Below are 24079 nucleotides of genomic sequence, written 5' to 3' on the forward strand. Positions count from 1 at the left end.
TCGAAGTCGGTGGATCGGTCTGTTGGGGCAGTCGCCCCCGGCTTTTTTTGGGCGGGAAAAAATCACAAAGCCGAAAAAATTCGGCGAGGAAAAAATGACAGAAGAAAACAAGAAGAAACCCAATCCCATAGACATTCACGTTGGAAGCCGCATCCGGCTTCGCCGCAACATGCTCGGAATGAGCCAGGAAAAGCTGGGCGAGAATCTCGGCATCACATTTCAACAGATCCAGAAATATGAAAAGGGCACCAACCGCGTCGGCGCCAGCCGGCTACAGGCGATAGCCTCGATACTCGGCGTGCCCGTCGCCTTCTTCTTCGAGGATGCGCCGGGCCAGGAAGCGGTGGCCGGCCGCGGCTTTTCCGAGGATGCGTCGATGGCTTTCGCCGTCGAATTCTGCGGCAGTCCCGAAGGCCTTCAGCTCAACCGGGCCTTCGTCAAGATCGCCGACGTCAAGGTGCGCCGCAGGATCATCGACCTGGTGAAGTCACTCGCCGCCGACGATCTCGACTGACCCTCGATACGCCTCGAACCGGCGGCATTCGCCGCCGGTGGCACAAGATATCGACATCGACAGTCGTGCCAGAATGGCGGCAACGCTTGACGAGCGGCGCTTTGCCCCGCTAACACGTGGCGCGCCAAAATCGGCAGCCTGCCGATCGTTTTTCAAGAGGGGACACCCGTGACGCGGCAGAACTACTTCTTTACCTCGGAATCCGTTGCCGAGGGCCATCCCGACAAAGTCTGCGACCGGATCTCCGACGAGATTGTCGATCTGGTCTACCGTGAGGCCAAGAAGACCGGCATGGACCCATGGAAGGTCCGTGTCGCCTGCGAGACGCTCGCCACCACCAACCGCGTCGTCATCGCCGGCGAAGTGCGCGTCCCCGAGACGCTGCTGAAAAAGGACAAGGCTGGCAACATCCTCAAGGACGCCGCGGGCCACCCGGTGGTGAATCCGGCAAAATTCAAATCAGTCGCCCGCAAGGCGATCCGCGAGATCGGCTACGAGCAGGCCGGCTTCCACTGGAAGACGGCCAAGATCGAGGTTCTCCTGCATGGCCAGTCGCCAGACATCGGCCAGGGCGTCGACAACGCCGCCGACCGCCAGGGCGAGGAAGGTGCGGGCGATCAGGGCATCATGTTCGGCTATGCCTGCCGCGAGACGCCGGACCTGATGCCGGCGCCGATCTACTACAGCCACAAGATCCTCGAACTGCTGGCCGCCGCCCGCCACCAAAACAACGGCGAGGCCGGCAAGCTCGGCCCGGACGCCAAGAGTCAGGTCACCGTCCGCTACGTCGACGGCAAGGCCGCCGAGGCAACCCAGATCGTGCTGTCGACCCAGCATCTCGACGCGACATGGGACTCCAAGAAGGTCCGCAAGGTTGTCGAACCCTACATCCGCGAGGCGCTTGGTGATCTCAAGATCGCCGACGATTGCATGTGGTATATCAATCCGACCGGCAAGTTCGTCATCGGCGGCCCGGACGGTGACGCTGGCCTCACCGGCCGCAAGATCATCGTCGACACTTATGGCGGCGCGGCACCACATGGCGGCGGCGCCTTCTCGGGCAAGGACACCACCAAGGTCGACCGGTCGGCAGCCTATGCGGCGCGCTATCTGGCCAAGAATGTCGTGGCGGCGAAGCTTGCCGACCGTTGCACCATCCAGCTTTCCTACGCCATCGGCGTCGCCCAGCCTCTGTCGGTCTATGTCGACCTGCACGGCACCGGCAAGGTCGACGAGGCAAAGCTCGAGGACGCGCTGCGCACCGTGATGGACCTGTCGCCGTCGGGCATCCGCCGTCACCTCGACCTTAACAAGCCGATCTATGCCAAGACGTCGTCCTACGGCCATTTCGGCCGCAAGGCCGGCCGCGACGGATCTTTTTCCTGGGAAAAGACCGATCTCGCCAAGGCGCTCAAGGATGCTGTCGCGGCCTGAAGCTGCGACAGACCCAGCACCGCCAGATGAGCCCGCAAGACAGGCCAAGCCGTACGACCGAAGCCTTTTTCGGTCGTCGGCGCGGCAAGCCCGTCCGTCCGCAGCAGGCGGCGGCCCTGGAAAGCGGGCTTGATGCCTATCGGCTCGATCTGACGGCTGATGCGCCGTCGGATCTGCGCACTCTGTTTGAAACTGAAGTTTCGGCCGTCCGGCTCGAGATCGGCTTTGGCGGCGGCGAGCATCTTCTGCACCGCGCCATCGAGGCGCCGACAACGGGCTTCATCGGCGTCGAGCCCTTCGTCAACGGCATGGCCAAGATGATGATGGCGGTGCGGACAAGGCCGCTGGCCAATTTGCGGGTCCATGACGATGACGCCACCCGGCTGCTCGACTGGCTGCCGCCGGCCTCGCTCGACGGCATCGATCTTCTCTATCCCGATCCATGGCCGAAGAAGAAGCACTGGAAGCGGCGTTTCGTCAGTCCGGTCAATCTCGAGCGTTTCGCGCGCGTCTTGAAACCGGGCTCAAAATTCCGCTTCGCGTCCGATATCGATACCTATGTAAACTGGACCTTGCTGCATTGCCGGGCGCATGGCGCCTTCGCATGGCAGGCGGCCGAAGCCGCCGACTGGCATCGTCCCTATGAGGGCTGGCCTGGCACGCGTTACGAGGCGAAGGCCGTTCGCGAAGGCCGGCGGCCTGCCTATCTGACCTTTGTCAGGAAATAGGCGCGCGCCCCCTCGCCAGATTTTCAGAAACGGCCGATTCTGTTGAAGATGGCCGGATCCATGCCGAGCTTGCGCAAGTCGTCGGCGCGCGGCTTGCGGCCGGCTTCCACGGCGCGCGACGCGGCAACCGCGCCGCCAAATGCGGTGAAGAGGTCGCCCAGGGCGGAAAATAGTCTGCGATTGCTCATGATCTTGTCCTTTCGCGCGCCACCGCGCGCCGCTCCTGTTCGTGTCGTGGCTAATAAATAAGAGCGCCCCTCCGGATGTCACAGGGGGATTGGCGCATGGTGGCCATGCGCCTGGAGCAATGCTGACGCTGTCGACCCTTTTGCCGGTTCGGCACGGCGGGCTTGAAACACCGGCCATGTTCGTTTATATCAGCGTCAAATTCTTGGTCGGTATGACGAAGAGTGGGTCCACCCGGTCCCGCTCTTTTTTATTACCTGCCGATAGGTTCGAAACGACAGGTACTTGATGACTGCAACGGCAAGCGAAGGTGACGACCGCATCATCCGCGAAAGCGGCATTGATGCGCGCATTGCGCTGATCGTCCAGCCGGTGCTGCGCGGCATCGGCTTTCGCCTCGTGCGGGTGCATCTGTCCGGCCAGAACGGGCTGACGCTGCAGATCATGGCCGAACGCGAGGACGGCACCATGACCGTCGAGGACTGCGAAGAGGTCAGCCGCGCGGTGTCACCGGCGCTCGATGTCGATGATCCGATCGAAAAGGCCTATCATCTCGAAGTCTCTTCGCCCGGCATCGACCGGCCGTTGGTGCGAAAATCGGATTTCGTGACCTGGACCGGTCATCTGGTAAAGATGGAAACATCGGTCATCGTCGCGGATCGCAAGCGATTCAAGGGCAAGATCGCCGAGGCCGGTGAGAACGACGTGTTGATCGAGCGCGACAAGGCGGCCTATGGCGAGGAACCGACAGTGCGCGTGCCTTACGACGCCATTGCCGAAACCCGGCTGATCCTGACCGACGACCTCATTCGCGATGCGTTGTCGAAGGACAACAGGGCGCGCAAGGAAGCCAAGAAACGCCGCGGCGAACCGGATGACGACGTGCCCGAGGGTGCTGAGACGGACGCCACGGAAGAACACGAACAGGAAAGTTGATTGAGCTGCCGGCCCCAAAGGTCCGGCAAACAGGCTCGGGAGAAAAACATGGTAGTAAGCGCCAACAGACTTGAACTGCTGCAGATTGCCGATGCGGTCGCGCGTGAAAAGTCGATCGACAAGTCGATCGTCATCGCCGCCATGGCCGATGCGATCCAGAAGGCGGCGCGTTCGCGTTACGGCCAGGAGACCAACATCCGCGCCGACATCAACCCGAACACCGGCGAGATGAAGCTGCAGCGGCTGATGGAAGTGGTCGAAAAGGTCGACGACTACGCCACCCAGATCGCCATTTCCTCGGCTCGCGAGCGCAATCCCGACGCGCAGCTCGGCGACTTCATCGCCGAACAGCTGCCGCCAATGGATTTCGGCCGCATCGCCGCGCAGTCGGCCAAGCAGGTCATCGTCCAGAAAGTGCGCGAGGCCGAGCGCGACCGCCAGTATGACGAATACAAGGACCGCATCGGCGAGATCGTCAACGGCACCGTCAAGCGTGTCGAATATGGCAATGTCATAGTCGATCTCGGCCGTGGCGAGGCGATCATCCGCCGCGATGAGCTGATTCCGCGCGAAAACTACAAATATGGCGACCGCGTCCGCGCCTATGTCTACGACGTGCGCCGCGAGCAGCGCGGCCCGCAGATCTTCCTGTCGCGTACGCATCCGCAGTTCATGGCCAAGCTGTTCACCATGGAAGTGCCGGAAATCTATGACGGCATCATCGAGATCAAGTCGGTCGCCCGCGACCCGGGCTCGCGCGCCAAGATCGCCGTCATCTCGCGTGACAGTTCGATCGATCCGGTCGGCGCCTGCGTCGGTATGCGCGGCAGCCGCGTCCAGGCCGTCGTCGGCGAATTGCAGGGCGAGAAGATCGACATCATTCCGTGGTCGCCCTCGGCCGCCTCCTTCATCGTCAATGCGCTTCAGCCGGCGGAAGTCGCCAAGGTCGTGCTCGACGAGGACGCCGAGCGCATCGAGGTGGTGGTTCCCGACGATCAGCTGTCGCTGGCCATCGGCCGTCGCGGCCAGAACGTGCGTCTCGCCTCGCAACTCACCGGCTGGGATATCGACATCCTGACGGAAGCCGAGGAATCCGAGCGCCGCCAGAAGGAATTCGTCGAGCGGTCGGCGCTGTTCATGGAAGCCCTCGATGTCGACGAGATGGTCGGCCAGGTGCTGGCCTCCGAAGGCTTCACCAGCGTCGAGGAAGTCGCCTATGTCGACGCCGGCGAAATCGCCTCGATCGACGGCTTCGACGACGACACCGCTTCCGAAATCCAGACCCGTGCCCGCGAGTACCTCGAAAAGATCGAGGCCGAGCATGACGAGAAGCGCAAGGCGCTGGGCGTCAAGGACGAACTGCGCGAAATTCCCGGCATCACCACCGCCATGATGGTGACGCTCGGCGAGGATGGCGTGAAGACGATCGAGGATTTCGCCGGCTATGCCGCCGACGACCTGACCGGTTGGAAGGAACGCAAGGACGGCGAGACCAAGGTCTATCCGGGCGTGCTGGCCAATCACGGTGTTTCGCGCGCCGATGCCGAACAGATGGTGCTCAATGCCCGTCTCAAGGCCGGCTGGATTTCCGAAGACGAGCTTGTGGCCGAAGAAGCATCGGCTGACGAAGCCGTTGGTGCGTGAGGTGAAACCGCATCGCACACAACCCGCCCTTGGACGAGATGAACGATCGCACCTGCATCGTTACCCGCAAGCAGGCCGAACCGGATGAACTGATCCGGTTCGTCGTCGGCCCGGATTCGGCCGTCGTTCCCGATCTCAAGAGAAATCTGCCCGGCCGCGGTTGCTGGGTGAGCGCCGACCGCCTACATATCGAGAAGGCGGCGGCCAAGAACCTTTTTGCCCGCGCCTTCAAGGCACAGGTGGTTGTGCCGCCGGATCTTGGCGGCATGGTCGATGGGCTGCTTTCCAGATCCGCTCTGGGCATGCTGGGTCTCGCCCGCAAGGCAGGCGCGATTTCTCTTGGCGCCACCAAGGTTGAGAGTGCCGTGCGCGGCGGGCTGGCGCTTTTCGTGCTCCACGCGACCGAAGCATCGGACGATGGCGTACGCAAGATCAGCCAGGCGCGGCGGGCGACCGTCCATATTGGCGGCCCTTCCATACTTGCCTACAAACTTTTCTCCGAGGCCGAGTTGAGCTTGGCATTGGGGGGTACAAATGTGATACATGCTGCCGTTCTCGCGGGAGACGCGGGTAAGGCGGTCCAGAAGCGCATGGTTGCGCTCGACCGGTATCGGGGCGGTACCCCGGACGATCTGGCAATGCTTGCGGCCGTTGCTGACGAAGATGAGGCCGCAGAGGATATGGAATGAGCGATACGAAATCGGGCGACGACAAGACGTTGAGTGTTACACCTAAGAAGACCTTGACGCTGAAGCGCCCCGGCATGGAACAGGGCACCGTGCGCCAGAACTTCTCGCATGGCCGTACCAAGTCGGTCGTGGTCGAGACCAAGAAGCGCAAATTCTCCCTGCCCGGCGACAAGCCGGAGCCGGTTGCCGCTGCCCCTGTGCCCGTCTTCACGCCGAAGCCGCCCGTCGCCGCGGCCCCTGTCGTGCAGGAAGCGCCGAAGGCTGCGCCTCCGGCTCCCCCGCCGGCTCCGGTCGAGCGCAGCGGCATGGTGCTGAACGAACTGTCGCGCAGCGAAATGGAAGCCCGCCGCAGAGCGCTGGAAGGGTCCAAGGTCCGCGAGGTCGAAGACCGTCAGCGCGCCGCCGAGGAAGCCAAGCGCCGGGCCGAGGACGAAGAGCGCCGCAAGCGCGAGCGCGAGGAATCCGCGCGCCGCCAGGCCGAGGAAGAGGCACGGCTGCAGGCCGAGGCCGAATCGCGCCGCCGCGCAGAAGAAGAGGCCCGCCGCCGCGCGCCGCTGGCCGCGGAGCTGGCAACGGCCGACGAAGAGGAAGAGGTCAAGCCGAAGCGGGCTGGCGCCGGCGCCCCGGTGCGTCGCCTGGTCACGCCCGAAGTGGCGCGTCCGGCCAAGCCGACCAAGGGCGAGGAAGACCGTCGCCGTGGCAAGCTGACTCTGAATTCCGCGCTTTCCGATGAGGATGCGCGGGCCCGTTCGCTGTCGTCGATGCGTCGCCGCCAGGAGAAGTTCAAGCGCGCGATGCACAATGAGCCGCGCGAGAAAGTCATGCGCGAAGTGATCCTGCCCGAGACCATCACCATCCAGGAACTGGCGCAGCGCATGTCCGAACGTGCGGTCGATGTGGTCAAGTTCTTCATGAAGCAGGGCCAGATCCTGAAGCCGGGCGACGTCATCGACGCCGACACGGCCGAGTTGGTCGCCACCGAATTCGGCCACACGGTCCGCCGCGTTGCCGAATCCGACATCGAGGAAGGCCTGTTCAACATCGCCGACAACGCCGAGGATCTGGTGTCGCGTCCGCCGGTCGTGACCATCATGGGCCACGTCGACCACGGCAAGACCTCGCTGCTCGATGCCATCCGCAACGCCAATGTCGTCTCCGGCGAGGCCGGCGGCATCACCCAGCATATCGGGGCCTATCAGGTCGAGAAGAACGGTCAGAAGATCACCTTCATCGATACGCCCGGCCACGCCGCCTTCACGGCGATGCGTGCTCGCGGCGCCCAGGCCACCGACATCGCTATCCTGGTGGTGGCGGCCGACGACAGCGTGATGCCGCAGACGATCGAATCGATCAGTCATGCCAAGGCGGCCGGCGTTCCGATCATCGTGGCCATCAACAAGATCGACAAGCATGACGCCGATCCGCAGAAGGTGCGCTCCGAACTGCTGCGCCATGAGGTCTTCGTCGAATCGATGGGCGGTGAAGTGCTTGACGTCGAAGTGTCGGCGACCAAGGGCACCAATCTCGACAAGCTGCTCGAGGCGATCCTGCTGCAAGCCGAAATCCTCGACCTGAAGGCCAATCCGGACCGTACCGCCGAGGGTGTCGTCATCGAAGCGCAGCTCGACAAGGGCCGTGGCCCCGTCGCCACCGTGCTGGTGCAGACCGGCACCTTGATGCCGGGCGACATCCTCGTCGCCGGCAACGAATGGGGCCGCGTGCGCGCTTTGGTCAACGATCGCGGCGAGCAGATCAAGGAGGCGCCGCCGGCGATGCCGGTCGAGGTGCTCGGCCTTCAGGGTACTCCGTTGGCCGGCGACCGCTTCGCCGTGGTCAACAATGAGGCCCGCGCCCGCGAGATCACCGAGTATCGCCAGCGCCTGGCGCGTGAGAAGGCGGTGGCCAAGCATGCCGGCCAGCGCGGCTCGCTCGAACAGATGATGTCGCAGTTGCAGACGAGCGGGTTGAAGGAATTCCCGTTGGTCATCAAGGGCGACGTGCAGGGCTCGATCGAGGCGATCAACGCCGCGTTGGACAAGCTCGGCACCGACGAGGTGCGTGCGCGCATCGTCCATGCCGGAGCCGGCGCCATCACCGAAAGCGACGTCTCGCTGGCGGAAACGTCTGGTGCGGCAATCATCGGCTTCAACGTCCGTGCCAACGTACAGGCACGTGCCGCGGCAGCCGCCGCGGGCATCGAAATCCGCTACTACTCGATCATCTACAACCTCGTGGATGATGTGAAGGCGGCTTTGTCGGGCCTGCTGTCGCCGGAGCGTCGCGAGACCTTCATCGGCAATGCCGAGATCCTCGAGATCTTCGACATCACCAAGGTCGGCAAGATCGCCGGCTGCCGTGTCACCGAAGGCAAGGTCGAGCGTGGCGCGGGCGTGCGCCTGATCCGCGACAACGTCGTCATCCACGAAGGCACGCTGAAGACGCTCAAGCGCTTCAAGGACGAGGTTTCGGAAGTCCCCGGCGGCCAGGAGTGCGGCATGGCCTTCCAGAACTACGAGGACATGCGCGTCGGCGACGTCATCGAGTGCTTCCGCGTCGAGATGGTAACCCGGACGCTCTGAGTTCGCGTGACTTGTCCATGCCGGGCGGTGGTCGAAAGACCGCCGCCCGGAGTTTATTGTGAAATTGCGCATCGTGCTTTTCGAAACCGAATTCGATTTCGGGCTGATGCGTTGACATGTGAGACATGCGGCACGGTCCCATCCCGTGCCTCACGCTTTCAGGATTGAGAAAAAATGCCCCGTCCAACCACATCCAGCCCGTCCCAGCGTATGCTGCGCGTTGCCGAACAGGTGCGCCACGCGCTCTCCGAAACGTTGCAACGCGGCGAAATCATCGATCCGTTGATCGAAAATACCGTTGTGTCGGTCTCGGAAGTGCGCATGTCGCCCGACCTGAGGGTTGCCACCGCCTTCGTTTCGCCGCTTGGCGCCAAGGACACCGACGCTGTTGTCGAGGCGTTGAACAAGCATGCGAAATTCGTCCGTGGCCGTGTCTCCGGCGCTCTGCGGCAGATGAAGTTCATGCCGGAGTTCCGCTTCAAGCTCGACACTTCCTTCGACAATTTCGCCAGGATCAATGATCTGCTGAAGTCGCCTGAAGTGGCACGCGATCTCGATGCGGACGACGACAAGACCAAAGACGACAAGGCCAAAGACGATAAGGCCAAAGACGACAAGGCCAAAGACGACAGGGACAGCGAATAATGGGGCGCCGCGGCAAGAAGAAGGGCCGGCCGGTCTCCGGCTGGGTGGTGCTGGACAAGCCGGTAGGCATGGGCTCGACCGAGGCCGTGTCGAAGATCAAATGGCTGTTCCAGGCGGAAAAGGCCGGCCATGCCGGCACGCTCGATCCGCTGGCTTCCGGCATGCTGCCGATCGCGCTCGGTGAGGCCACCAAGACCGTTCCCTACGTGCAGGACGGCGCCAAGATTTACCGCTTCACCGTCGCCTGGGGGCAGGAGCGCTCGACCGATGATCTTGAAGGGCCGGTGACGAAGAGTTCAGACCTCCGTCCGGCGGAAGTAGAGGTCAAGGCGCTGCTGCCGAAATACACCGGCGTCATCATGCAGACGCCGCCGCAATTCTCGGCCATCAAGATCGCAGGCGAACGCGCCTACGACCTCGCCCGCGAAGGCGAGACTGTCGATATCCCCGCGCGCGAGATCGAGATCGGCCGCCTCGACGTCATCGAACACCACGCGGACCACACCGTTTTCGAGGTCGAATGCGGCAAGGGCACCTATGTGCGCTCGCTGGCCCGTGACATGGGCCGCGACCTTGGCTGCTTCGGCCATATCAGCGATTTGCGCCGAGTCGAGGTCGAGCCGTTCACATCCGAGGATTTCGTCACCATCGCCGAACTGGAAGCGGCCCGTTTCGGTGCGCAAGGCGAGGACAAGCCGGAGCCTGCCGACGACGCCGATGCGATTGACGTGCCGGTAGACTTCAGCGCGATCGACGCGCTTCTGGTCGACACGTCGGCGGCTCTCGACTGCCTGCCGCAGATCGCCATCAGCGACGATGCGGCGACCAAGATCCGCCTCGGCAATCCGGTCATCATTCGCGGCCGCGATGCGCCTGTCGAGGCCGAGGAAGCCTGTGCGACGGCTCGCGGCAAGCTGGTGGCCATCGGCGCGATCGAACAAGGCATGTTCAAGCCCAAGCGGGTCTTTGCCGGGTGACGGCTCTCGTCTAACTTCACGTCGATTCTACGATCGAGGGGCAGATGGCAAAGGCCGATGCGGTGAAGAAGCGGGCGCCGGTGAAGACGCGGCGGCCGCCCGTCGGCGCTTCGCCGGGCACGCTGATCGCCGATCCGGCGGCGCGACGCTCCGAATTGCGGCTGACCCTGATCTCGCCGCAGAAGTTCAAGACCATCGACAATGCCAGCATCGACGATGTCGAGGCCAATTGCCACAAATGGCCGGTGATCTGGCTCGACTGCACCGGCCTCGCCAACATCCCGCTGATCGAGGAGATCGGCCGCATCTTCAGCCTGCATCCGCTGGCGCTGGAGGATGTCGTCAACACCGGCCAGCGGCCCAAGGTCGATTTCTTCGAGGATCATGCCTTCGTCGTCGTGCGCATGATCGACGATGTCACCGCCCATCGCTACGAACAGATCGCCCTCTTCGTCGGCGAGAACTTCGTCGTCACTTTCCAGGAGCGCGAGGGCGATCCGTTCGACCCGGTGCGCAAGCGCATCGAGAGTTCGGCGCCCAACCGCTTGCGCACGCGCGGCGCCGACTATCTGGCCTACGCGCTGATCGACGCCATCGTCGACAGCTATTTCCCGCCAATCGAGGCGGCCGGCGACCTGGTCGACGGCATCGAGGATGAGATGCTGCATTCCACGCACAAGCATCAGATGCGGCAGCTGCACGAATTGCGGCGCGACGCCAATGTGCTGAAGGGCGTGCTGTGGCCGATGCGCGATGCGCTGGCGACGCTGATCCGCAACGACGTGCCCTATGTCAGAGCCGAGACCAAGGTCTTCCTCAATGACACGCTCGACCACTCGCTCAGGCTGATCGAACTGGTCGAGACCCAGCGCGACATGCTGACCGGGCTGATCGAGATGCACCTGTCGCTGAGCCAGGCGCGCACCAACGACGTCATCAGCTATCTCACCATCGTCTCGGTCATCTTTATGCCGCTCACCTTCCTGGTCGGCGTCTGGGGCATGAATTTCAGTCCCGATACCTCGCCATGGAACATGCCGGAGCTGCGGTCTTACTATGGTTATCCGGCGGCACTCGTCTTCATGCTGCTTGTCGCGGTCGGCCTGATTGCCTTCTTCAAATGGAAGAAATGGCTTTAAAGCCGACAAAACTTGCCATTTTGAGCTGAAAAGCCGGCTTGGTGAATTGGGCTGGTGTTTTGCCGGGAATTGCACTATATGCGCCGCAGCATAGCGCCACGACGCTTTGCCTGCACCGGCCCCTGCTGGACGACATCCCGGCTGAGGGCGACCCGTTTCCTCAAACAGATAAGGAAAAACACGATGTCGATTACTGCCGAGCGCAAAAAGGAATTGATGGGTGAATTCGCGACCGCCAAGGGCGATACCGGGTCTCCGGAAGTCCAGGTGGCCATCCTTTCCGAGCGCATCAAGAACCTGACCGACCATTTCAAGGACCACAAGAAGGATAACCATTCCCGCCGTGGTCTGCTCGCTCTCGTGTCCCAGCGCCGCAGCCTGCTTGATTACCTCAAGCGCAAGGACGACGCGCGCTATCAGACACTGATCGAGAAGCTCGGTCTGCGCCGTTGACGAATTGACCGGCGGGCTCCCTCAAGGAGTCCGCCGGTCGCGCATTCGAGCACCGGGGCCAATCCGATCTCGAATGCAGGACTGGAGCGCCGCGCACCCCATCGGGATGCCGGACGGACGCTCCGAAAAGCTGAATTGCGCATGACGTGTTCCGTAAACCGGGGTCGTGCGCGGGCCGGTCGATCGATTGGCCATATCCGGCTTCGAGCGCGCAGAGGGCCACTCGGAGCCACCCATGGACGGTCATGGGGCAGGATTGCAGGACGCTCGTATGGCCACCGTGCCGACAGACCCGAGCCTCCCGTTGTCTTGCCCGTGGCTGCCCGAGAAAGGAAGCCAGGGGAAAGGGCACCCGCGCACGCTGAAACGGCGCGGCCCTTCCTCATACAAAGGACAAGACATGTTCAATCAGCACAAAGTGGAAATCGAATGGGGCGGTCGCCCGCTCATCCTCGAAACCGGCAAGATCGCCCGTCAGGCTGACGGCGCCGTGCTCGCCACCTACGGCGAGACCAAGGTTCTGGCCACCGTCGTTTCGATGAAGGAGCCCAAGCCCGGCCTCGATTTCTTTCCGCTGACCGTCAACTACCAGGAAAAGACCTATGCCGCCGGCAAGATCCCGGGCGGCTATTTCAAGCGGGAAGGCCGTCCGAGCGAAAAGGAAACGCTGGTTTCGCGCCTCATCGACCGCCCGATCCGTCCGCTCTTCGCCGACGGCTACAAGAACGACACGCAGATCGTCGTCACCGTCGTCCAGCACGATCTCGAAAATGATCCGGACATCCTGTCGATCGTCGCCACCTCGGCCGCCCTGACCCTGTCGGGCGTTCCCTTCATGGGCCCGGTCGGCGGCGCGCGCGTCGGCTACATCAACGGCGAATACGTCCTGAACCCGCACATCGACGAAATGCAGGAATCCAAGCTCGACCTCGTCGTCGCCGGCACCGCTGACGCCGTGCTGATGGTTGAGTCGGAAGCCAAGGAACTTGGCGAAGAGCTGATGCTCGGCGCTGTCATGTTCGGCCACAAGGGCTTCCAGCCGGTCATCGACGCCATCATCAAGCTGGCCGAAGTCGCCGCCAAGGAGCCGCGCGACTTCACCGCGCCGGACTATTCCGCGCTTGAAGGCGAGATGCTGAAGATCGTCGGCGACGAGCTCAGCAATGCCTACAAGATCACCGACAAGCAGCAGCGCTATGCCGCCGTCGACGCCGTCAAGGCGAAGGTCAAGGCAGCCTTTGCTCCGGCCGAAGGCGAAGAGGCCAAGTACACCTCCGAGCAGATCGGCTCGGTGTTCAAGGAACTCCAGGCCAAGGTCGTGCGCTGGAACATCCTCGACACCGGCTCGCGCATCGACGGTCGCGACCTGAAGACGGTCCGCAAGATCGTTTCGGAAGTCGGCGTCCTGCCGCGCACCCATGGTTCGGCCCTGTTCACGCGCGGCGAGACCCAGGCGCTGGTCGTTGCCACGCTCGGCACCGGCGAAGACGAGCAGTATGTCGATTCGCTGACCGGCATGTACAAGGAGAAGTTCCTCCTTCACTACAACTTCCCTCCCTATTCCGTCGGTGAGACCGGCCGCATGGGTTCGCCGGGCCGCCGCGAAATTGGCCACGGCAAGCTCGCCTGGCGCGCCATCCGTCCGATGCTGCCGAGCGCTGACCAGTTCCCCTACACGCTGCGCGTCGTCTCGGAGATCACCGAGTCCAACGGCTCGTCCTCGATGGCCACCGTCTGCGGCACCTCGCTGGCGCTGATGGATGCCGGCGTGCCGCTGGCCAAGCCCGTTGCCGGTATCGCCATGGGCCTGATCAAGGAAGGTGAGCGCTTCGCCGTGCTCTCCGACATCCTGGGCGACGAGGATCACCTCGGCGACATGGACTTCAAGGTCGCCGGCACCGCCAACGGCATCACCTCGCTGCAGATGGACATCAAGATCGAGGGCATCACCGAGGAGATCATGAAGATCGCGCTGGATCAGGCCAAGGACGGCCGCCAGCATATCCTCGGCGAAATGGCGCATGCCCTGACCGGCGCCCGCCCCGAACTCGGCGAGTTCGCGCCGCGCATCGAGGTCATGCATATCCCGACCGACAAGATCCGCGATGTCATCGGTTCGGGCGGCAAGGTCATCCGCGAGATCGTCGAGAAGACCGGCGCTAAGATCAACATCGAGGACGACGGCACGGTGAAGATCGCTTCCTCGAACGCCAAGGAGATCGAGGCGGCGAAGAAGTGGATCCACACCATCGTCGCCGAGCCGGAAGTCGGCGAGATCTACGAAGGCACGGTCGTCAAGACCGCCGACTTCGGCGCCTTCGTCAACTTCTTCGGTCCGCGTGACGGCCTCGTCCACATCTCGCAGCTCGCCAATGAGCGGGTCGCCAAGACCTCGGACGTCGTCAAGGAAGGCGACAAGGTCTGGGTCAAGCTGATGGGCTTCGACGAACGCGGCAAGGTCCGCCTGTCCATGAAGGTCGTCGACCAGGCCACAGGCAAGGAAATCGTGCGCGACAAGAAGGCCGAAGGCGAAGAAGACGCCGCCTGAGCGCTCTGACAGAAAAATCGAAGCGGGCGCGGCTTATGTCGCGCCCGTTTTCGTTTGGAGCAGTTTCAGGAAAGTATGAGGCGCTTTCCCTTGGGAATTGCGCAAGACTCTGGGAGCACTTCTATGGCTGCTGAAGCGCTGAAGACGCTTTTCCATCCGTTCGAGGCCGAGGCTCTCTCCTTGCCGCGAAAGGGCGAACGCATCCTCTTCCTCGGCGCCGAGCCCGGCCTGCGCGTGCCGTCGGGTTTCGAGGCCACGCTGCATCTCGTGCAGGGCTTCCGGCCATATTTCCGTGCATTGCAGGCGGCCGGCTTTGCCGTCACACCGCAAACCGAGGGGGACGGGTTTGATGCCGCGCTGGTGCTCGCGGGCCGTCACCGCGGCCAGAACGAACTGCGTGTCGCCGAGGCCCTCGAGCGCGTGGCGCCAGGCGGACTTGTCGTCGTCGCCGGCGGCAAGGACGACGGCATTGCCAGCCTGCGCAAGCGCGTCGACGAGCTCGTGCCGCTCCACGGCCATATGCCGAAATATCACGGCATCGCCTTCTGGCTGCGCCGCCCGGTGGATATGCAGGCCGCAGCCACGCTTCGCGCCGCCAATCCCGCTTTGCTGATCGAGGAGCGGTTCCACACCGCACCCGGCATGTTCTCCTTCGATCGCGTCGATGCGGGTTCGAAGCTGCTGGTCGACAATTTGCCTGGTGACCTGCGCGGCAATGCGGCCGATTTCTGCGCCGGCTGGGGGTATGTCGCGGCTGAGATGGCTGCCCGCTCGTCAGGCCTGTCGGGCCTCGATCTCTATGAGGCCGATTTCGATGCGCTGGAGGCGGCCAAGGGCAACCTCGCCAACACAGTGGCGCAGGGCTTCTTCTGGACCGATCTGCTCGCCGAGCCTGTCGAGCGCCGGTATGACGTCATCGCCATGAACCCGCCCTTCCACCGCAGCCGTGCGGCCGAGCCGGAGATCGGTGCCGGCATGATCCGCGCGGCGGCCAAGGCGTTGAAGCCCGGTGGCAGGCTGTTCATGGTCGCCAACCGCCAGCTTCCCTACAAGCCCGTGCTGTCGGCTGCCTTTGCCAGTCACGCGGAGCTTGCCCGCGATGGCATGTTCAAGGTGTTTTCCGCCCGGCGCTGACTTGCCTAATGCAGGTTGGCGACGCGCCGGACCTCGTCGGTGGCGTGCTCGTCGCCAAGCCTGAACTTGAGTGGCGCCGGACGGCCGAACAGGTAACCCTGCACCACCTCGCAGCCGGCGGCCCGCAACAGCGTCGCCTGGCTCTCGGTCTCGACGCCTTCGGCGATGATGCTGACGCCGAGCGCGCGCGAAAGCCCGACGATGGTCGAGACGACAGCGCCGGAGCTGGAATCGGTATCGATGCGGCTGACGAAGGAACGGTCGATCTTTAGCTTGCCGAATGAGAAGTCGATGAGGTAGCTGAGGTTGGAATAGCCGGTGCCGAAATCGTCGACGGCAACCGAGATGCCCATTTCGGCAAGCTCTTTCAGGATGGCGGCCGCGCGGTCGCGGTCCTGCATCATCGCCGTCTCGGTGACTTCCAGCTCAAGCCGCGACGGCTTGATGCCGGTGGCCCGCATGGTGTCACGCACGATGCCGACGAAGTCCTTGGTCATGAACTGAACCGGCGAGATGTTCACGGCGACGAAACAGTCGTCCGGCAGATGGCGGGCGTCGCTGCAGGCCTTGCGCAGAACCCATTCGCCGATCGGGTTGATCATCCCGGTTTCCTCGGCGATTTGGATGAACTCCATGGGCGGGATCATGCCACGTTCGGGATGGTTCCAGCGGATCAGCGCCTCGTAGCCGATGATGCGGCCGGTCGGCAGGTCGAGCTGCGGCTGATAGTGGAGGTCGAAGTCTCCGCGCTCGAAAGCGGTGTGCAGTTCGGATTCGACCCATTGACGATGATCGGCGACACGCCCCATCTCGCTGTCGAACACCGACCAGTTGCCGACCCCGCCGGCGCGCGCATTCTGCAGCGCCAGGTTGGAGCGGCGCAGGATAAGGACCGGATCGACGCCATCCTTGGGCATGGCCACGATACCCACCGACAGGCTCACCGACTGCTGATGGGTGCTCAGCTCATAGGGCTCCATCATTTCGTCGATGAGCCTTTCGACCATGCTTTCCATCGTTCCCTGGATCTGATGATCCGCAAGCAGCACCGCGAACTCGCCGGCGCCGATACGCCCGACCAGGGCGCGTGCGGGCACGCAGGCCTGCAGCCGCTTGGTGAAGGCGCGGATCAACTCGTCGCCCTGCGTATAGCCGATCGCGTCGTTGATCTGCTTGAACCGGTCGATGTCGATGTCGATCAGGAACACCGGTTCTCCGGTCCGGCTTGTCGCGCATGCCGCCTCGGCGATCTTGCCGACCATCGCCGGGCGCGCCAGCAGTCCGGTCAGCTTGTCGAAATGGGTTTCGTTGAAGACGAAATCGGCCGATTCATCGACGCCGGCGAAGAACGACATGGCCGCCACCGACGCCGCCAGCGCGCAGAGCGCAGCCATGATCGCGACCATCATGTCCATCGATATGCCGGCAAACCCGTCGCCGAGGCCGTGCTTCAAGCCCCAGATGCCGAGGACAAAACTGCCAATGCCCGAACTCGCTATCGTGAGCAGTCGGAACACCGGTGTTCGCTTCGGGTTGCTGACGGCAGTCATTCAAAGGTCCCCAGATTGCGGGACTCTATAGCGGAAATCTACTTAAAATGAGTTTCCGCGAATGTATCCAATTTTACTGGAGAAGATTATTTTCTTTACTGGAAAAGAGCCATTTTTCCAAAACGGTTGCCCATAGCTTGGCGCCTTGATTCTTAACGGCCAGTTAGCCATCCGTCTGCTTCAACTCGTCGAGCGTCGGCATCGAGACGATGTGATAGCCGGAATCGACATAGTGGATTTCGCCGGTGACGCCCGATGCGAGGTCGGACAGCAAATAAAGCGCGGAGCCGCCGACCTCGTCTATGGTCACCGTGCGGCGCAACGGCGAGTTGCGCTGCTGGTAGGAGAACATGTGACGGGCGTCCGAAATGCCGGCGCCGGCGAGCGTGCGCACCGGGCCCGCCGAGATGCCGTTCACCCGGATGCCACGCGGACCGTAGTCGTTGGCAAGGTAGCGCACGCTGGCCTCGAGGCCGGCCTTGGCGACGCCCATGACATTGTAGTTCGGCATGACGCGGACCGAACCGGCATAGGTCAGCGTGATCATCGAGCCGCCTTCGGTCATCAGTGCCGCCGCGTTGCGGGCCACTTCGGTGAAGGAGTAGCAGGAAATCACCATGGTGCGGACGAAATTGTCCCGGCTGGTGTCGGCGTAGAGCCCCTTCAACTCATTCTTGTCGGAAAAGCCGATGGCGTGGACGACGAAGTCCAGTCCGCCCCATTCCTTGCCGAGCGTTTCGAACGTGGCGGCGACCGAAGCGCTGTCCTCGACATCGCAGGGAACGACCAGTGAGGCGCCGAGCTTGTCGGCGAGCGGCTTGACCCGGCGGCCGAAGGCCTCGCCCTGGTAGGTGAAGGCGAGCTCCGCCCCATGTTCGGACAATTTCTTGGCGATGCCCCAGGCGATCGAATGATCGTTGGCAACACCCATGACAAGCCCGCGCTTGCCCTTCATCAATCCGTCCATGGCAGGCAATCCCCTTAGAAAACCGCTGGCCTTATGCGGAATAGCGCTGGAAAACGAGCGTTGCGTTGGTGCCACCGAAACCGAAGGAATTTGACAGGACGGTGTCGATCTTGGCGTTGTCGATGCGCTTGCGCACGATCGGCATGCCCTCGAATTCGGGGTCGAGGGTTTCGATATGGGCGCTTTCGCCGATGAAGCCGCCTTGCATCATCAGGATCGAATAGATGGACTCCTGAACGCCGGCCGCGCCCAGCGAATGGCCGGTCAGCGACTTTGTCGAGGTGATGAACGGCATCTTTTCGCCGAAGACTTCGCGGATGGCGCCCATTTCCTTGGAATCTCCCACCGGCGTCGAGGTGCCGTGGGTGTTGATGTAGTCGACGGGCGTGGAGACCGTCGCCAGCGCCTGGCGCATGCAGCGGACCGCGCCTTCGCCGGAGGGGGCCACCATGTCGTAGCCGTCCGAGGTCGCGCCGTAGCCGACGATCTCGGCGTAGATCTTGGCGCCGCGCGCCTTGGCATGCTCAAGCTCCTCAAGCACCAGCACGCCGGCGCCGCCGGCGATGACGAAGCCGTCGCGATTGACGTCATAGGCGCGGGACGCGGCCGAGGGCCTGTCGTTGAACTTGGACGACATGGCGCCCATTGCGTCGAACAGATCCGACATCGTCCAGTCGAGATCCTCGTGGCCGCCGGCAAAGACCATGTCCTGCTTGCCCCATTGGATCAGCTCGTAGCCATTGCCGATGCAATGCGCCGAGGTCGAGCAGGCCGACGAGATCGAATAGTTGACGCCGTGGATTTTGAACCAGGTGGCCAGCGTTGCCGACGCGGTCGACGACATCGCCTTCGGCACCGCGAAGGGGCCGATGCGCTTGGGGCTGCCGTTCTTCAGCGTGGTTTCGGCCGCCTCGACGATGGTGCGGGTGGAGGGGCCGCCCGAGCCCATGACGATGCCGGTGCGCTCATTGGTGATGTCGCTTTCGCCGAGGCCCGCATCGGCGATCGCCTGGTCCATGGCGACGTGGTTCCAGGCAGCACCTTGGCTCAGGAAGCGCATCGCGCGGCGATCGATCATGGCCGAGGGGTCGAGTGTCGGTGCGCCCCAGACCTGGCAGCGGAAGCCGTGCTCGGCAAAGGAATCGGAAAAGCTGATGCCGGATCTGGCGTCATGCAGCGAGGTCTGCACCTCGTTGGCATTGTTGCCGATCGACGACACGATGCCGAGGCCTGTGACTACGACACGTCTCATTCGCAACTCCTTCCAGGGATGCTGGCCAGTGGGTCGGCCAAGGGTGCGGTCAAGCGACCGCCGACTGCTTGGACAGACCGACCTTCAGGTCCGTCGCCGCATATATGGGCTCGCCATCCGCCTTCATCCAGCCATCGGCGATGCCCAGCACCAACCGGCCGCGCATGACACGCTTGAAATCCACGCCATACTCGACCTTCTTGACCGATGGCGTGACCATGCCCTTGAACTTGACCTCACCGGTCGACAGCGCCATTCCCTTGCCGGGTTCGCCGAGCCAGCCAAGATAGAAGCCGGTCAACTGCCACAAGGCGTCCAGGCCGAGGCATCCTGGCATGATCGGATTGCCGATGAAATGGCAGGCGAAGAACCACAGGTCCGGTTTGATGTCGAACTCCGCACGGATGAAGCCCTTGTCGAAGGCACCGCCGGTCTCGCTGATCTCGGTGATACGATCGAACATCAGCATCGGCGGGTAGGGCAGCTGGGCATTGCCCTCTCCGAACAGCTCGCCGCGGGCGCAGGCCAGCAATTCTTCGTAGTCGTAGCTGGATTTACCCGCCATCAATCTCGTCCCCATATCGTCCGGGCGGTAGCGCGCCCTTGTCGTTGGTGTCCTAACACAATCTGTTTCAGGCCGGAAACCGGCGTTTGCGCTTAACCCGCCAGTCTGCTCGGGTCAATGCGCGCTATTGATCGCATTCGGACGACAGAATATATGTCAACAGGGGTCCGGTTTCGGCAGACATTCATTTTTTTGCCATTCTGGGCGTGTCTTGAAGCGGGACTGTTGGCTTGGAAGACCAGATGGACCGGGGCTGCCGGAAGGAAAATGTCGCTGTGGACAAGCGGGTACGTGAAGCCGGCCTAAGGCCGACGCGGCAGCGCATTGCGCTGGCCGACCTGCTTTTCGCCAAGGGCGATCGCCATCTCTCGGCCGAGGAACTGCACGAGGAGGCGCTGGCCGCCGGCGTGCCGGTGTCGCTGGCCACGGTCTACAACGCGCTCCACCAGTTCACCCAGGCGGGTCTGCTGCGCATCCTCGCCGTCGAGGGCGCCAAGACCTATTTCGACACCAACACCTCCGACCACCATCATTTCTACATCGAAGGCGAAAACCGGATTTTCGACATCGCCAATGGTCCGGTGACGGTCACCAACCTGCCGGATCCGCCCGAGGGCATGGAAATCGCCAATGTCGACATCGTGGTGAGGCTGCGCCCCAAGCGCCAGGAATGAACCGGTGAGGCCAGAACGATCGGCCCGGCCGGGAATGATCTGTCCGGCCAGAATAATCTGTCCGGGATGAAACCCCTCGAGCTGATAATCCGGCTCGAATGGGCTGTCGTGGCGGCCGTTGCGATCGTCTTCTACGCTTGGTCAGGCGTTTCCTGGTGGCTCTTCGGATTGCTCATCCTGGCGCCGGACCTGTCAATGTTCGGCTATCTCGGCGGGCCGCGCATCGGCGCCATCGCCTACAACGCCTTGCACATCCTCATCGTACCGGTGCTGCTGCTGCTCGTCGGGTCCCTGTCCGGTCATGCGGTCGCGGGCGCGGTCGCACTGATCTGGATCGCCCACATCGCCATCGACCGTGCACTGGGCTACGGCCTGAAACTGTCAACCGGTTTTCAGGACACCCACCTTGGCCCCATCGGGCGCAAGCGGGACGGCCTCAGTCCTTGACCCGCTCGCCGGGATAGGCGCCCCAGACCGCCGCCTGGGCGAGCCAGCCGGTGTGGCCGTCGAGCGTCATTTCGCACCACTGGCCGTCGCAGGACTTAATCGTGCCCATGACGCCCGGCTCGACGATCGCCACCACACGGGCATCCTTGTCGGGGCTTTTCATAAGGTTGATCTGGGCGCCCTTGCCGCGCTGCCAGGGCGCGATGATCGCCGTGCGCCGGCCTGACAGCAGCGACTGATTGATCCAGCCCTCCGAGCCATCCGCATCGCGCACGCGGCGCCACGTGTCGAATTCCTGGACGACCTCCATCGGCAGGCCGGCCTTCATATACATCCAGTCGACCGAGTAGTTGGCGCCGGGGCCGACGCGCGAATTGACGCGGCCGGACTTCAGGCTGACGAATCGCGGCAGCGGCAGGCCGCTCGGCCCGAGCGTGACGGCGCTCTGGGCGGGCGCGGCCGCGCTCTGCGCCGCGGCAAGCGGGGGATAGAGGAGAGCGCCGAGAAATGCTGCGCTGAGGGCCAGGCGAAGCGACGCGAAACCAGACACTTTCGTTCCTTTCGGCGCCGGCCTGGTGGCCTTGGCACCCCTTTTTCTTTGTCTTCGGCGGCACCGCTTGTTACATGGGTAAATCGGCTACCGCGACCGGCTTTCAGTTTCGCCGGTCTTGGTTAAAGAGGTCTCAACGAGGGAAACAATGGTAGGCAAAAAGAAGCCTCTCGTGGTCATCACGCGAAAGCTGCCCGACCCGGTCGAGACCCGCATGCGCGAGCTGTTCGACGCCAGGCTGAATGTCGAGGACAGGCCGATGACGCAGCCGGAGCTGGTCGCCGCGGTCAAGGAAGCCGACGTGCTGGTGCCGACGGTGACCGACCAGATCGACGCGGCGCTGATCGCCCAGGCCGGCGACAACCTCAAGCTGATCGCCAATTTCGGCAACGGCGTCGACAAGATCGACGTGGCCGCGGCCGCCAAGAGGGGCATCACCGTCACCAACACGCCCAATGTGCTGACCGAAGATACCGCCGACATGACAATGGCGCTGATGCTGGCGGTGCCGCGCCGGCTCGCGGAGGGCGCCAATGTGCTCACCGGCGACAAGAAATGGGCCGGCTGGTCGCCGACCTGGATGCTTGGCCGGCGCATCTGGGGCAAGCGGCTGGGCATTGTCGGCATGGGCCGCATCGGCACGGCCGTCGCGCGCCGGGCCAAGGCTTTCGGCCTTTCCATCCACTATCACAACCGCCATCGCGTTTTGCCGGCGGTCGAGGACGGGCTGGAGGCGACCTATTGGGAGAGCCTCGACCAGATGCTGGCCCGCATGGACATCATCTCCGTCAATTGTCCGTCGACGCCCGCGACCTTCCATCTTTTGTCGGCACGGCGCCTGGCACTGCTGCAGCCCACGGCCTATGTCGTCAACACCGCGCGTGGCGACATCATCGACGAGGAAGCGCTGGTCAAGCTGATTCAGGACGGCAAGATCGCCGGCGCCGGCCTCGACGTCTACGAGCATGAGCCGGCGCTCAATGCCAAGCTGCTCAAGCTCGCCGCCCGGCACAAGGTCGTGCTTTTGCCGCATATGGGTTCGGCGACGCTCGAGGGCCGCATCGACATGGGCGAGAAGGTCATCATCAACATCCGCGCCTTCGTTGACGGTCACCGCCCGCCGGACCGCGTGCTGCCGCTCAGAACCTGACGGTATCGCGGCGGCGCGCTCCTGGTTCGTTCTTCAAATGCAAGCCAAGGCTTACGAAAGAGCCTTGCGCATGGTGATAGAGGTCGGCCTGGCGTAGCCCTCATGCGCCGTCCGCCCAGTCTCGTGAAAGCCGAGGCGGGCAAAGGCGGCGTGATTGGCGGTGAGTTCGATACGCGTCTGCAACTTCAGCGCCGCCTTGCCGCGGTCGAGCGCGAGACGTTCGACCGCCTGTATCAGCCGCCGGCCAATGCCTCGCCTCTGGCAGTCCGGGGCGACGGCGAGCTTGCCGACATAAAGATCGTCAGCCCTTTCCTGGGCAAAGACGCAGCCGACGATCCTGTCGTCATCGAGAGCCACGAAACCGGTCTCGCGCAAGGCCTTGTCGCGCAGTGTATCGACGGTGAGCAGGTGAGCCGAGGACGGCGGGTCGATGACGCCGTCCATGAAGGCGAAGGCATGCATGATCAAGGCAAGCGCCTCGTCCCAGCGGCCGAAATCGGCCGGAATGCGGTCGATTGTCAGGGGCATGGTCCGCTCCAAGATCAGCGTCTGCCGTAGCGGATCGTCTCAAAGCGCGCGGCGAGCGCATCGTAGAGCAGCAGCCGGCCGACCAGCGGCTCGCCAATGCCAGTGATCAGCTTGATGGCCTCCATCGCCTGCAGCGTGCCGACGACGCCGGTCAGCGCACCAAGCACCCCGGCCTCGGCGCAGGAGGGCACCAGGCCGGGCGGTGGCGCTTCGGGAAAGAGATCGCGATAGCCCGGGTTAGGCTTGCCATCCTTGCCGACCCCGAAAGGCTTCAGCACCGTCACCGAGCCGTCGAAGCGGCCAACGGCGGCATGCACCAGGGGTTTACGCGCGCTCGCACAGGCGTCGGCCACAGTATAACGGGTCTCGAAGTTGTCGGAACCGTCGACCACTATGTCATATCGGGCAACGAGGGCAGGGGCGTTGTCCGCGCTCAGCCGGAACGTGTGCGTCTCGACCGCGGTGTTGGGATTGATGCGGGCGATTGCCGCCCTGGCGCTGTCGGTTTTCAGCTTGCCGACCGTATCGGTGTCGTGGATGACCTGACGCTGCAAATTGGAGAGCGACACGGTGTCGTCGTCGACAATGCCGAGCGTGCCGACGCCGGCCGCCGCAAGGTATTCGAGCACCGGCGCGCCCAGCCCGCCGGCGCCTATCACCAGTACGCGCGCCTGCTTGAGCTTCTGTTGGCCCGCACCGCCGACCTCCGGCAGCACGATGTGGCGGGCATAGCGTTCGATCTCGTCGGCGGTGAGGGTGGTCGTCATGTCAGGACAATACAGCGGCCGAA

At 63.4% G+C, this 24079-nt stretch carries 24 protein-coding genes; 16 read left to right on the forward strand and 8 right to left on the reverse strand.

The genetic code is table 11. The features are described 5' to 3' along the window. The first annotated feature begins 94 nt into the window (after positions 1 to 94). From D3242_RS12880 to trmB, 3 genes are all read left to right on the forward strand, one after another. The gene (locus D3242_RS12880) at positions 95 to 514 is read left to right on the forward strand and encodes a helix-turn-helix domain-containing protein (protein WP_027047724.1); all 420 of its coding nucleotides are present in this window, start codon (positions 95 to 97) and stop codon (positions 512 to 514) included. Between the two features lie 168 nt (positions 515 to 682). Next, the gene (gene metK / locus D3242_RS12885; protein WP_010913316.1) at positions 683 to 1948 is read left to right on the forward strand and encodes a methionine adenosyltransferase; all 1266 of its coding nucleotides are present in this window, start codon (positions 683 to 685) and stop codon (positions 1946 to 1948) included. A gap of 26 nt (positions 1949 to 1974) precedes the next feature. After that, positions 1975 to 2676 (forward strand): tRNA (guanine(46)-N(7))-methyltransferase TrmB, encoded by a 702-nt coding sequence (gene trmB / locus D3242_RS12890; RefSeq protein WP_064984617.1) that lies wholly within the window; start codon positions 1975 to 1977, stop codon positions 2674 to 2676. 23 nt (positions 2677 to 2699) lie between these two features. Here trmB and D3242_RS12895 read toward each other — a convergent pair whose 3' ends face one another. Further along, positions 2700 to 2864 carry a hypothetical protein gene (locus D3242_RS12895; RefSeq protein WP_019863068.1) on the reverse strand — a complete coding sequence of 55 codons (165 nt, stop codon included), beginning with the start codon at positions 2862 to 2864 and terminating at the stop codon, positions 2700 to 2702. 286 nt (positions 2865 to 3150) lie between these two features. Here D3242_RS12895 and rimP point away from each other — a divergent pair, with 286 nt between their 5' ends. The 10 genes from rimP (at position 3151) to D3242_RS12945 (ending at position 15606) form a co-directional block, all read left to right on the forward strand. Further along, positions 3151 to 3798, forward strand: a complete 648-nt coding sequence (gene rimP, locus D3242_RS12900; protein WP_064984619.1) for a ribosome maturation factor RimP — start codon at positions 3151 to 3153, stop codon at positions 3796 to 3798. Between the two features lie 48 nt (positions 3799 to 3846). Then, complete coding sequence (gene nusA / locus D3242_RS12905; protein WP_019863071.1) at positions 3847 to 5442, forward strand: transcription termination factor NusA; 1596 nt, start codon at positions 3847 to 3849, stop codon at positions 5440 to 5442. 38 nt (positions 5443 to 5480) lie between these two features. Then, the gene (locus D3242_RS12910) at positions 5481 to 6131 is read left to right on the forward strand and encodes an RNA-binding protein (protein WP_019863073.1); all 651 of its coding nucleotides are present in this window, start codon (positions 5481 to 5483) and stop codon (positions 6129 to 6131) included. Beyond that, positions 6128 to 8710 carry a translation initiation factor IF-2 gene (infB, locus tag D3242_RS12915; protein ID WP_064984621.1) on the forward strand — a complete coding sequence of 861 codons (2583 nt, stop codon included), beginning with the start codon at positions 6128 to 6130 and terminating at the stop codon, positions 8708 to 8710. Before D3242_RS12910 ends, infB begins: the two co-directional genes overlap by 4 nt. A gap of 174 nt (positions 8711 to 8884) precedes the next feature. Continuing rightward, positions 8885 to 9355 (forward strand): 30S ribosome-binding factor RbfA, encoded by a 471-nt coding sequence (gene rbfA / locus D3242_RS12920; protein WP_064984623.1) that lies wholly within the window; start codon positions 8885 to 8887, stop codon positions 9353 to 9355. Continuing rightward, positions 9355 to 10332, forward strand: a complete 978-nt coding sequence (gene truB, locus D3242_RS12925) for a tRNA pseudouridine(55) synthase TruB (protein WP_038652041.1) — start codon at positions 9355 to 9357, stop codon at positions 10330 to 10332. Before rbfA ends, truB begins: the two co-directional genes overlap by 1 nt. 44 nt (positions 10333 to 10376) lie before the next feature. Continuing rightward, positions 10377 to 11471, forward strand: coding sequence for a magnesium/cobalt transporter CorA (gene corA, locus D3242_RS12930; RefSeq protein ID WP_064984625.1), 1095 nt, complete (start codon positions 10377 to 10379; stop codon positions 11469 to 11471). Between the two features lie 183 nt (positions 11472 to 11654). Next, positions 11655 to 11924 carry a 30S ribosomal protein S15 gene (rpsO, locus tag D3242_RS12935; protein ID WP_006337962.1) on the forward strand — a complete coding sequence of 90 codons (270 nt, stop codon included), beginning with the start codon at positions 11655 to 11657 and terminating at the stop codon, positions 11922 to 11924. 400 nt (positions 11925 to 12324) lie between these two features. Continuing rightward, positions 12325 to 14472, forward strand: coding sequence for a polyribonucleotide nucleotidyltransferase (pnp, locus tag D3242_RS12940; RefSeq protein WP_038652046.1), 2148 nt, complete (start codon positions 12325 to 12327; stop codon positions 14470 to 14472). A 123-nt stretch (positions 14473 to 14595) separates the two neighbouring features. Then, the gene (locus D3242_RS12945; RefSeq protein WP_064984626.1) at positions 14596 to 15606 is read left to right on the forward strand and encodes a class I SAM-dependent methyltransferase; all 1011 of its coding nucleotides are present in this window, start codon (positions 14596 to 14598) and stop codon (positions 15604 to 15606) included. Between the two features lie 5 nt (positions 15607 to 15611). Here D3242_RS12945 and D3242_RS12950 read toward each other — a convergent pair whose 3' ends face one another. The 4 genes from D3242_RS12950 to fabA all read right to left on the reverse strand — a co-directional run bounded on the left by D3242_RS12950 (position 15612) and on the right by fabA (position 19940). Next, positions 15612 to 17156: a putative bifunctional diguanylate cyclase/phosphodiesterase gene (locus tag D3242_RS12950; protein ID WP_038652050.1), complete on the reverse strand. Its 1545-nt coding sequence runs from the start codon at positions 17154 to 17156 to the stop codon at positions 15612 to 15614. A 163-nt stretch (positions 17157 to 17319) separates the two neighbouring features. Next, a complete protein-coding gene (fabI, locus tag D3242_RS12955) occupies positions 17320 to 18123 on the reverse strand; it encodes an enoyl-ACP reductase FabI (protein WP_019863081.1) in 804 nt (267 codons plus the stop codon). A 31-nt stretch (positions 18124 to 18154) separates the two neighbouring features. Beyond that, complete coding sequence (gene fabB, locus D3242_RS12960) at positions 18155 to 19375, reverse strand: beta-ketoacyl-ACP synthase I (RefSeq protein ID WP_064984628.1); 1221 nt, start codon at positions 19373 to 19375, stop codon at positions 18155 to 18157. Positions 19376 to 19424: 49 nt separating this feature from the next. Then, complete coding sequence (fabA, locus tag D3242_RS12965) at positions 19425 to 19940, reverse strand: 3-hydroxyacyl-[acyl-carrier-protein] dehydratase FabA (RefSeq protein WP_010913332.1); 516 nt, start codon at positions 19938 to 19940, stop codon at positions 19425 to 19427. A 242-nt stretch (positions 19941 to 20182) separates the two neighbouring features. On the opposite strand from fabA, the gene irrA reads away from it, so the two are divergent. Further along, positions 20183 to 20614 (forward strand): iron response transcriptional regulator IrrA, encoded by a 432-nt coding sequence (irrA, locus tag D3242_RS12970; protein ID WP_010913333.1) that lies wholly within the window; start codon positions 20183 to 20185, stop codon positions 20612 to 20614. Between the two features lie 66 nt (positions 20615 to 20680). Further along, positions 20681 to 21061 (forward strand): DUF4260 domain-containing protein, encoded by a 381-nt coding sequence (locus D3242_RS12975; protein WP_081296122.1) that lies wholly within the window; start codon positions 20681 to 20683, stop codon positions 21059 to 21061. On the opposite strand, the gene D3242_RS12980 is transcribed toward D3242_RS12975, so the two are convergent. Continuing rightward, the gene (locus tag D3242_RS12980) at positions 21051 to 21611 is read right to left on the reverse strand and encodes an SH3 domain-containing protein (RefSeq protein WP_064984631.1); all 561 of its coding nucleotides are present in this window, start codon (positions 21609 to 21611) and stop codon (positions 21051 to 21053) included. The genes D3242_RS12975 and D3242_RS12980 overlap by 11 nt on opposite strands. 148 nt (positions 21612 to 21759) lie before the next feature. Here D3242_RS12980 and D3242_RS12985 point away from each other — a divergent pair, with 148 nt between their 5' ends. Continuing rightward, positions 21760 to 22761, forward strand: a complete 1002-nt coding sequence (locus D3242_RS12985; RefSeq protein WP_019863085.1) for a 2-hydroxyacid dehydrogenase — start codon at positions 21760 to 21762, stop codon at positions 22759 to 22761. A gap of 51 nt (positions 22762 to 22812) precedes the next feature. Here the strand turns inward: D3242_RS12985 and D3242_RS12990 are convergent, their stop codons facing one another. Further along, positions 22813 to 23289, reverse strand: a complete 477-nt coding sequence (locus D3242_RS12990; protein ID WP_064984730.1) for a GNAT family N-acetyltransferase — start codon at positions 23287 to 23289, stop codon at positions 22813 to 22815. Between the two features lie 14 nt (positions 23290 to 23303). Further along, positions 23304 to 24056: a molybdopterin-synthase adenylyltransferase MoeB gene (locus D3242_RS12995; protein WP_019863087.1), complete on the reverse strand. Its 753-nt coding sequence runs from the start codon at positions 24054 to 24056 to the stop codon at positions 23304 to 23306. Between the last annotated feature and the right edge of the window lie 23 nt (positions 24057 to 24079).

This window comes from Mesorhizobium jarvisii, from assembly GCF_003601985.1.
GTDB classification, from domain to species: Bacteria; Pseudomonadota; Alphaproteobacteria; order Rhizobiales; family Rhizobiaceae; genus Mesorhizobium; species Mesorhizobium jarvisii.

Excerpts from the sequence above, each read along its gene's own strand:
- nusA (WP_019863071.1), top strand. The coding sequence starts at position 3,847 with ATGGTAGTAAGCGCCAACAGACTTGAACTGCTGCAGATTGCCGATGCG.
- rbfA (WP_064984623.1), top strand. The coding sequence starts at position 8,885 with ATGCCCCGTCCAACCACATCCAGCCCGTCCCAGCGTATGCTGCGCGTT.
- D3242_RS12975 (WP_081296122.1), top strand. The coding sequence starts at position 20,681 with ATGAAACCCCTCGAGCTGATAATCCGGCTCGAATGGGCTGTCGTGGCG.
- infB (WP_064984621.1), top strand. The coding sequence starts at position 6,128 with ATGAGCGATACGAAATCGGGCGACGACAAGACGTTGAGTGTTACACCT.
- truB (WP_038652041.1), top strand. The coding sequence starts at position 9,355 with ATGGGGCGCCGCGGCAAGAAGAAGGGCCGGCCGGTCTCCGGCTGGGTG.
- D3242_RS12945 (WP_064984626.1), top strand. The coding sequence starts at position 14,596 with ATGGCTGCTGAAGCGCTGAAGACGCTTTTCCATCCGTTCGAGGCCGAG.
- fabB (WP_064984628.1), bottom strand. The coding sequence starts at position 19,375 with ATGAGACGTGTCGTAGTCACAGGCCTCGGCATCGTGTCGTCGATCGGC.
- pnp (WP_038652046.1), top strand. The coding sequence starts at position 12,325 with ATGTTCAATCAGCACAAAGTGGAAATCGAATGGGGCGGTCGCCCGCTC.
- fabA (WP_010913332.1), bottom strand. The coding sequence starts at position 19,940 with ATGGCGGGTAAATCCAGCTACGACTACGAAGAATTGCTGGCCTGCGCC.
- D3242_RS12985 (WP_019863085.1), top strand. The coding sequence starts at position 21,760 with ATGGTAGGCAAAAAGAAGCCTCTCGTGGTCATCACGCGAAAGCTGCCC.
- D3242_RS12995 (WP_019863087.1), bottom strand. The coding sequence starts at position 24,056 with ATGACGACCACCCTCACCGCCGACGAGATCGAACGCTATGCCCGCCAC.
- corA (WP_064984625.1), top strand. The coding sequence starts at position 10,377 with ATGGCAAAGGCCGATGCGGTGAAGAAGCGGGCGCCGGTGAAGACGCGG.
- D3242_RS12950 (WP_038652050.1), bottom strand. The coding sequence starts at position 17,156 with ATGACTGCCGTCAGCAACCCGAAGCGAACACCGGTGTTCCGACTGCTC.
- rpsO (WP_006337962.1), top strand. The coding sequence starts at position 11,655 with ATGTCGATTACTGCCGAGCGCAAAAAGGAATTGATGGGTGAATTCGCG.
- D3242_RS12895 (WP_019863068.1), bottom strand. The coding sequence starts at position 2,864 with ATGAGCAATCGCAGACTATTTTCCGCCCTGGGCGACCTCTTCACCGCA.
- D3242_RS12910 (WP_019863073.1), top strand. The coding sequence starts at position 5,481 with ATGAACGATCGCACCTGCATCGTTACCCGCAAGCAGGCCGAACCGGAT.
- D3242_RS12990 (WP_064984730.1), bottom strand. The coding sequence starts at position 23,289 with ATGCCCCTGACAATCGACCGCATTCCGGCCGATTTCGGCCGCTGGGAC.
- D3242_RS12880 (WP_027047724.1), top strand. The coding sequence starts at position 95 with ATGACAGAAGAAAACAAGAAGAAACCCAATCCCATAGACATTCACGTT.
- rimP (WP_064984619.1), top strand. The coding sequence starts at position 3,151 with ATGACTGCAACGGCAAGCGAAGGTGACGACCGCATCATCCGCGAAAGC.
- irrA (WP_010913333.1), top strand. The coding sequence starts at position 20,183 with ATGGACCGGGGCTGCCGGAAGGAAAATGTCGCTGTGGACAAGCGGGTA.
- fabI (WP_019863081.1), bottom strand. The coding sequence starts at position 18,123 with ATGGACGGATTGATGAAGGGCAAGCGCGGGCTTGTCATGGGTGTTGCC.
- trmB (WP_064984617.1), top strand. The coding sequence starts at position 1,975 with ATGAGCCCGCAAGACAGGCCAAGCCGTACGACCGAAGCCTTTTTCGGT.